We start from the raw sequence: 7,868 nt of genomic DNA, 5'->3' as shown, positions 1-7,868 counted from the left end.
GGCCACGGCCGCGTCGGGGAAGCCGCAGGAGTCCCCGGTCAGCGCCGGCCAGGCGTCGGCGGCCACCGACCAGCTGCCGCGCAGCCGCTGCGCGGCGACGGCGACGCTGGCGACCTGCGCGAGCACCGAGGCGGCGAGCACGACGGCGAGCGCGGCCACCGGCAGCTCCGGCCACGCGTCGCGCACCGGCCCCTCCCCCGCGCCCTCACCCGCAGCCCCTCGCGCGGCGCCGCGCCGGCGGCGGCGCAGCAGGACCGGCAGCACGAGCAGCCCGGACAGCGCCGCCCACAGCAGCGGCTGGCCGAGCAGCTCCGGCAGCTCCTGCTCGACGCCGTACGCGGAGTACTCCACCTGCGCGTCCGGGCCGTGGAACGCGGCCCCGGCGACCGCCACGACCGCCCCCCACAGCGCCAGCGACGCCCACCGGGTGGGCCGGCGGCGCACCAGGGCCACGGCCCCGGCGACGGCGAGCAGCGTGCCCACCCCGGCGAGGGCGCCGAAGTGGTGCGACCACTTCGTGGGCGAGAACGCCAGGACGGCGAAGCCGGTCAGGGCGGCGGCCACGGGCACCACCCACGCCACGCGCGGACCGCGGGTGCGGGTGGTGCGCAGCAGCGCGGCGGTGACCCCGACGAGCACCACGAGGGTGAGCAGGACGACGACCTGGCGCGAGTAGACGCGCTGGTTGGGGTCCACCCCGACGGTCAGGGCGGCGTAGCGCTGCGCCTCCTCCCACCAGGACAGGTTCGGGCCGACCTCGTCGTGCACGCGCAGCGAGGTCAGGGCCCCGGCCAGGGTGGCGTCGGCGAAGACCACCGGGGAGGCCACGCTGGCGCAGGCCAGCAGCAGCGCGCCGGTGGGCAGCGCGCCGAAGCGCGAGGCGCGCAGCAGCGGCCACCAGCGCGGGGCCAGCACCAGCAGCAGGGCCGCGGACAGCAGCGCCGAGGCCGTCACGCCCACCGCCACCCCGGCGGTGGCGGCGGCCAGGCCCAGCAGCCACACCCGGCGGCGGGCCACGGCCTCCAGCACCAGCGCCAGGGTGGCGGTGGTCACCAGCACCACCAGGGCCTCCGGGCGCGCGGAGGTGTCCAGCGGGAGCCACCAGGCCAGCAGCACCACCGCGGTCAGCGGCCGCGTCCACACCGGCGGGTCCTGCACCAGCCGCGGCAGCACCACCCGCGTCAGCAGCAGCCAGGTGCCCACGCCGCACAGCGCGGCGGGCAGGCGCACCGCCCACGGCGCGGCGGAGACCTGCACGACCAGCCCCAGCAGCAGCTGCTGCAGAGTGAAGGGGATCTCCGGCACGTCGAAGTAGCGCACGACGTTGCCGACGTACCCGCCGTCGCCGAGGCTGCGCGCCTCCAGCACGTAGTAGAAGTCGTCGGTGTGCAGCGGGCCGACGCCGGCCCACGCCACGAGGGCGGCGGCCACGGCCGCGTCGCAGGCCACGACGACGCCGCGGCGCCACCACCGGCGCGCGGCGGGGTCCAGCGCGGCGGGCCGGGTGGCCGGGGCCGGCCGGGCCCGCCCCGCGCCGAGCAGGACCAGCAGCGCGCCCAGCGCCAGCAGGGCGTGCGCGCCGAGCACGGCGAGCTTGAGCGGGCCGGGGCGGCTCTCGAAGCGCGCGTCGGGGTGGGCCACCACGCCGGGCGCGGCGCCGGGGGCGGCGGCCGCGCCGCTCAGGCCGGTGGTGAAGGCGCTGACCTCCGGCACGGGCAGGCCGTCGGCGCGGGCCAGCTCCACCGCCGCGGCCCCGGTGGTGGCGGCGGTGACGACGGTGCCGTCCTGCCCGGCGGCCACCCGCAGCGCGCAGCCGGGCCCGGCCAGGCGGGCGTCGTCGGCGGGCACGTCGAGCAGCTCGCGCCCGGAGGAGCGCACCAGCACCCGCCCGCCGGCCACCTCCACGGCCAGGGAGCGCTCCCGGCCGCGCCCGGAGGCGTCCGGGGCGGTGGCCAGCAGGACGGTGCGCGCCGGCGCGGCGGCGGCCGCGGCGACGGTCGGGCACGGCACCTCGGCGGTGACGTCCAGCGGCCGGTACGGCATGAACATCGCGGTGGTGCCGGTGGCCGGTTCCCCGGCGCGCGGCCAGGTCACCTCCGGGGCGCTGACCACGACGGGGGCCAGCGGCACCGCCGCGGACAGCAGGCAGGTGAGGGCGGCGAGCAGCAGGGCCGTCAGGGACCCCCTCGCCGGGGCGGTGGAGCGCAAGGGTCGTCAGCCCGCCGGGGTCTCGGTGGGGGCGGGCGCGCCGGTGGCGGCGGCCGCGAGGGCGTCGGGGTCCACGCCCACGACGACGAACGGGCCGACGTCGACGGGGGTGAAGGCCGGGTCGTCGAACAGGGCGGGGTCGAACGTGACCGTCTCCCAGGCCACGTTCGGCTCGGCGGGGAAGGTGTCGCGCGTCAGGCCCACCTGCCAGCCCTCGCCGGCGCGGCGCAGCACCAGCACGTCGGGGGCGGCGAACGGCCCGTCGGCCATGCGGCGCAGCAGGTCGCCCGGGCCGGTCGCGGCGGCCCAGGAGCCCACCTCGGCGCGGCGCTCGTCGAAGCGGGCCAGCGGGTTGGCGTAGTGCGCGGTGATCTGCTGGAAGCCGCGGTAGGGCCGGAAGGAGAAGACCTCGTAGAACGCGCTGAGCACGACCGCCCGGTCCGGCGCCAGGCCGTGCGCGGCGGCGGCGGAGTCGACGGCCGCGACCACCTCGTCGGTCCAGGCGCCGTCGAGGTCGGGGTCGCTGCCGCCGAGGGAGTCGGTGCCCTCGGCGGTGTAGTCGGTGTACGCCTTGGTGATCTGCGGGCTGAGGTTCTGGCCGGTGGCCTGCAGCGGCACCACGAACACCGCGGCCCCGGCGAGCGCGGCCAGGGCGCGCGCCTCGGGCAGCCGCCCGGCGCCGCGGCGGGCCAGCGCCGCGGGCAGCGCCCGCCACAGCGCGGCCGCGCCGAGCACGGCGGCCACCGCCATCGTCTCCACGAGCACGGCCTCCATGCGGAAGGCCAGCAGGGTGGTGCGGCCCAGCAGGGCGGCGGTGGACAGCAGGTACCAGGCGTAGCCGGCGGCGACGACCAGCAGCAGCGGGGCGGCGGTGCGGTCGCGGCGCGCGGCCAGGACGAGCCAGGCGCAGCCCAGCAGCAGGAACGCCCCCCACGGGGTGGGGGCGAGCATCGGGGCGGGCAGCTGCGCGGAGATCAGCGGCAGGAAGTGCTGCGCGGCGGCGCGCCCGCCGCCGGCGCTGAGCACCTCCACCACGTACGGCGCCCACACCACCAGCGCCAGGGCGGCGGAGACGACGGCGGCGAGCACGAGGGCGGGCACGCGGGTGCGCAGCACCGCCGGCCCGGCCCCGGCGCGCCAGGCCGCGGCGCAGCGCAGCGCGCACGCCAGGGCCACGACCAGCGCGGCGAAGCCGGCGTAGAGGGTGTACGTCATCGCGCCCAGGCCCAGCACGACGCCCACGGCGACGGCCGCTGCGGCCCGGCTGCGGGCGGGCACGTCGCCGAAGGCGCGCCAGGCGACGACGGCCACGACGGGCACGAACGCCGCCAGGCACCAGGAGTACGGCTCGTCGACGAACGGCCCGGCCAGGGCGGGGTACACGCCGACGGCGGTGGTGGCCAGGCCGGCGAGCAGGCCGCGGCGCGGGCCCACCAGGCGCGACCAGGCCAGCGCGGCCAGGACGGGCACGATCGCGGAGGTGGCGACGGCGGCGGGCTTGAACGCCTCCCACGCCGGGGTGCCGGTGAGGGCGGCGGAGCGGCCGGCCAGCCAGAACCACCCGCTGGGGTAGAAGGAGGGCAGGTCGGCGTAGTTCATGTCCGCCAGGTGCCAGTCGGCGGTGAGGCGGCCGAGGAACTGGGTGCGGAAGAGCTGGTCGCCGGTGTTGCCGCCGAGGTAGAAGCGCGTGCCGGCCAGCGGCACCGCCAGCAGGCTCGTGGCCAGCGCGGCCAGGACCACGACCCCGGCGGCCTCGGTGCCGCGCCACCAGCGCCGGCGCGCGCACACCACCAGGACGGCCGCGACGACCACGACGACGAGCGCGGTGAGCAGCGCGGTGCCCGCGAAGGAGGGGGTGGGCGAGCTGAACTGCGCCGAGCCGTCGGCGGCGCGCTGGCCGCCGACCCGCACGGCCACGGCGGTGACGACGCGCTGCACGGCCAGGCTGACCAGCCCGGCGACGACGGCGCCGGCGAGCAGCGCCGCGCCCAGCCGCGCGAACCCGCCGCGCACCACCGCGTCGCGGGCGCGCGGCGCGGGCGGCCTGCTCCCGGGGGTGCTCGCCCCCGCGCCCGACCCGTCGAGGTCCCCGCTCGCGCCGGCCACCTGCTGCGTCACCCGTCACCCACCACCTCGAGCGCCGGCCACGGTGACCGGGCGGTACCCGAGGGTAGGCCACGGCGCGGGCGGTGCCGCCCGCGCCGCGCACGGGCCCGCGCGGGTCAGCGCACGGTGACGACGGCCCCGCCCGCGGGCGTCCAGGTGATCGAGCCGCCCTGGAAGTCGCTGCGCCTGCCGCCGGGCACGTCGTGCTCGTCGGAGGTGGGGTAGCCCAGGCGCCCGGTCTCCCAGCCCTGCGCGGCCCACGCGTCGCGGATCGCCCCGCGCACCACGTGCGCGCCGGTGGCCGGGGACCAGTACACCGAGCCGCCGCGGAAGGCGCTGTACGCGCCGCCGCGCAGCACGACCTCGTCGGTGGTGGGGTACCCGAGGAAGCCGGTCTCCCAGCCCAGGGAGCCCCACTTGTCGCGGATGGCCCCGCGCACCGCGCGCGCCCCGGTGGCCGGGGACCAGTACACCGAGCCGCCCTGGAAGGCGCTGAACGCGCCGCCGCGCAGCGCGACCTCCCCGGTCAGCGGGAAGCCGAGGTAGCCGCCCTCCCAGCCCAGCGCGCCCCACCGGTCGCGGATCGCCCCGCGCACCTCGTGCGCGCCGGTGGCCGGGGACCAGTACACCGAGCCGCGCTGGAAGAGCTGGTAGGAGCCCTCCACCTGCGGCAGCGCCCACACCGGGGAGGTGGGCAGGCCCAGCACGCCGCCGTCGCCGCCCAGGGCCCGCCAGGCGGCCTCGATCTGGGTGGTGCCGCCGGGCACGACCGTCCACCAGCTGGAGCGCAGGGCGCCGGCGAAGCGGGCCACGGCGGAGCCGGACAGGGGCGCGTCGCCGGTGGTGCAGCGCACGACCAGGTCGGTGATGCGCCCGCCCCACTGGCCGTTGCCGTCGCGGCGGGTGATCGACAGGGCCAGCGGCTGCCCGCCGCCGGGGCAGCTGCGCGCGACGGTGGCCACGGGCAGCTGCGTCGTCCAGCCGGCCACCGTGTCCTGCGGGACCTTGCCGGCGGGCGAGGAGAACGGGTCCTCGGCCGCGCGCAGGTACGGCTTGCTGCCGGTGGCGGACCAGCCGCCGTTGCTGGAGGAGAACTGGGTGAAGGCGACGGCGCCCTCGTGCAGGCGCACCTCGCCGGCCGTGGCGCGCACGGCGGCGGTGGTCGCGGCGGGCTGCAGGTCGGTGACGGCGCCGGCGGCGGTGCGCGAGGCGGAGCCCTGGTACACCTGGCAGGCCTCGGTGTCGCAGATGTCGTAGGCCGAGCCGGCCGGGCGCAGCGTGGACAGCGCGTAGCTGCGGGCGGCCACGGCCTGGGCCTTCAGCGCCTCCGCGGCGAACCAGGCGGGCGACTCGCGCGGCACCACGCCCAGCAGGTAGTCCTCCAGGCCCAGCACGTTGACCGGCGTGACGGGCCCGGACAGCGGGAAGGTGATCGTGCCGGCGTAGCGGTTGCCGGAGCCGTCCAGGCGCTCGACCCACACGCCGCCGCCGCCGGTGACGACGGGGGCGGCGGTCCAGCGCTCGCTCCACACCTCCTGCCAGCCCGGCAGGAACGCCGTGCCCACCAGGGCGGCGCCGTCCCAGGTGACGCGCAGGCGCTGGCCCTGCGGCACGGTGCGGGCCCCGACGCGCAGCGGGTCGGCGGTGCGGGTCTCCAGGAACACCTCCGGGCCGGAGAAGCGCGAGAGCTGCACCCGCACGGTGCGGTCGGCGCGGGTGGAGGCGGTGGTGCCCGGGTAGTACGCCTCCAGGATCTGCCGGTGGCCCTGCCCGGCGACGGCGCGGGACTGCGCGCCCCACTGGGACATGCCCCAGCCGTGCCCGAACCCCCGGCCGGTGACGGTCCAGGAGCCGGAGGCGGGGGCGGGGAAGGTCTCGGCGGCCTGGGCGCTGGTCGCGGTGGCCACGGGCAGGGCGGTGAGCAGCAGGCCGGCGCTCAGCGCGGCAGGCAGGAGACGTCGACGTCGCACAACAACCGATCGTTCGTCAGCTGTCACCGACCGTCAAGCGCTTCGCGTCACTCGTGACCCTGCCGTGACGGCGCTGCCGCCGGGGCGGCCCGCGCCGCGCGGCAGCAGCAGCCCCAGCAGCACCAGCGCCGAGGCGGGCCGGGTCAGCGCCAGCAGCACCCCCGCCGCGCTGCCGGCACCGCCGGCGGCGGCCGCCCACTGCAGCACCGGCAGCAGCCAGGGCACCAGCGCCACCACGGCCGCCACCCGCGCCGCGCGCGGGCCGGCCGCCGCCAGCGCCACCGCGGCCAGCGGGGCGGCCAGCACGTGGTGGCTCCACGTCACCGGGCTGAGCAGGCAGCTGAGCAGGCTCACCGCCAGCCCCCACCGCAGGCCCTCCCCCGCGGCCGGGACGCCGGGGCCCTCCGCGCGGCGCAGCAGCAGCAGCGCGCCGGCCACCAGCGCCAGCCCCGCCGCCGTCCCGGCCGGCGCCGCGAGCGAGCCGTCCAGACCGGCGTGGGCGAGCGCACCGGCCAGGGAGTTGTTGCTCGTGGTGCCCGCCGGCGCCACGCGCCCCGAGCGCCACAGCAGGTCCAGGAAGTACCCGCGCCAGGACGCCGGGGCGGCCAGCGCCCCGGCGGCGGTCAGGACGGCGCCGGCCAGCACCGCGCGCAGCGCGAAGCGGCGCCACGGTCGCGCCGCGGCCAGCAGCAGCACCAGCGCCGGGGTCACCTTCACCGCCGCCGCGGCCCCCGCCAGCACCACCAGCGGGCTGACCTGCCCCAGCACGAGGGCCTCGCGGAACGGGTCGCTCACCGCCACCAGCGCCAGCGCCGCCGGCACCAGCGCCGCCGGCACGCCCGCCGCGCGCAGCAGCCGGCCGCCGCCGGCCACGAGCGCGGCGACCAGGACCGCGTCCCACAGCAGCAGGTCCACGCCCGCCGGCACCAGCAGCAGCGGGGTGAACAGCACCGCCGCCACCGGCGGGTAGACGAAGAAGTGCCCGCGCTCGGTGGCGCGGGCGTAGGGGTCGCGCCCGGCCAGCAGGTCGGCGGCGCCGTGGCGGTAGACGGCCAGGTCGTAGCCGCGCTGCCACGGCTCGGTGCCCACCCCGGTGGCCAGCACGACGGCGGACCAGGCCAGCGCGAGGGCCAGCGGCGCCCAGCGCAGGGCGGACCGGGCCGCCCCGCGCCTCACGAGCGGTCGGGGAAGACGAGCGAGCGGAACGTCAGGAAGCGGAAGACGGTGGCCAGCGCCATGCCGACGACGTTGGAGGAGATGTTGTCGGCCAGCGGGGAGGTCAGCCCCACCAGGTGGTGCGAGACCCACAGGCACCCCACCTGCAGCAGGGCCGCGATCACGCTGAGCACCACGAAGACGGCGTACTCGCGCAGCGGGTGCTCCGAGCGGCGGTCGCGCCAGGTGTAGTAGCGGCTGCCGAGGAAGGCCACGGCGATGGCGAAGACGCTGGAGACGACCTTGGACCACAGCGGGTCCACGTCGAAGCCGAGCAGCAGCAGGTTGAAGACGGCCACGTCCACGAGGTACGCGGCGCCGCCGGTGACCAGGAAGCGCAGCACCTCCTGCACCCGGTGGTGGCGCAGC

The 7,868-nt window shown here is 78.6% G+C and carries 5 protein-coding genes; all 5 read right to left on the bottom strand.

From position 1 onward, the window contains the following. On the bottom strand, positions 1–2,208 hold a 2,208-nt coding region (locus tag GTR00_RS09810), incomplete at its 3' end, for an arabinosyltransferase domain-containing protein (protein ID WP_205705460.1). A gap of 6 nt (positions 2,209–2,214) precedes the next feature. Further along, positions 2,215–4,326 carry an arabinofuranosyltransferase gene (locus GTR00_RS09805; RefSeq protein WP_166611444.1) on the bottom strand — a complete coding sequence of 704 codons (2,112 nt, stop codon included), beginning with the start codon at positions 4,324–4,326 and terminating at the stop codon, positions 2,215–2,217. 104 nt (positions 4,327–4,430) lie between these two features. After that, positions 4,431–6,221, bottom strand: a complete 1,791-nt coding sequence (locus tag GTR00_RS09800; RefSeq protein ID WP_166611443.1) for a SpoIID/LytB domain-containing protein — start codon at positions 6,219–6,221, stop codon at positions 4,431–4,433. A gap of 96 nt (positions 6,222–6,317) precedes the next feature. Next, entirely contained in the window at positions 6,318–7,460 is a 1,143-nt protein-coding gene (locus tag GTR00_RS09795) for a glycosyltransferase 87 family protein (protein WP_166611442.1), read from the bottom strand. Next, positions 7,457–7,868: GtrA family protein (locus tag GTR00_RS09790; RefSeq protein ID WP_205705459.1), on the bottom strand; the 412-nt coding region annotated here is incomplete at its 5' end. The genes GTR00_RS09795 and GTR00_RS09790, both read right to left, overlap by 4 nt.

It is taken from the genome of Kineococcus indalonis, assembly GCF_009906395.1.
In the GTDB taxonomy this organism is placed as follows: Bacteria; Actinomycetota; Actinomycetes; order Actinomycetales; family Kineococcaceae; genus Kineococcus; species Kineococcus indalonis.
Note: the sequence above shows the minus strand (reverse complement) of the source record. Positions and strands in the feature narration are given on the sequence as shown.